This window comes from Lysinibacillus sp. RU7, assembly GCF_057837305.1.
The window spans coordinates 1-256 of the sequence record NZ_JBYQFK010000197.1; the positions used below are offsets into that span (position 1 = coordinate 1).

Here is a 256-nt window from a genome sequence, read left to right on the forward strand (position 1 = left end):
CGGTGTTCGACGCCAAGACCGGCGAACTGCTGGGCGCGCACATGGTCGGCGCGGAAGTGACCGAGATGATCCAGGGCTATGTCGTCGCCCGTCAGCTCGAGACGACCGAGGCCGAGCTGATGGAAACGGTGTTCGCGCACCCGACGATCTCAGAATCGATGCACGAATCGGTGCTCGCGGCCTACGGGCGTGCGCTACACATCTGATCGGGCTCCCCGATTGGACGAAGGAAAGGGGCTCGCTTTGGCGGGCCCCT

1 pseudogene is annotated in these 256 nt (G+C 64.8%); it reads left to right on the plus strand.

Annotated elements, in window-relative coordinates:
- Window positions 1–206, plus strand: a pseudogene (locus AC3II9_RS22075) (dihydrolipoyl dehydrogenase); the annotation flags it as partial.
- Window positions 207–256: the final 50 nt, after the last annotated feature.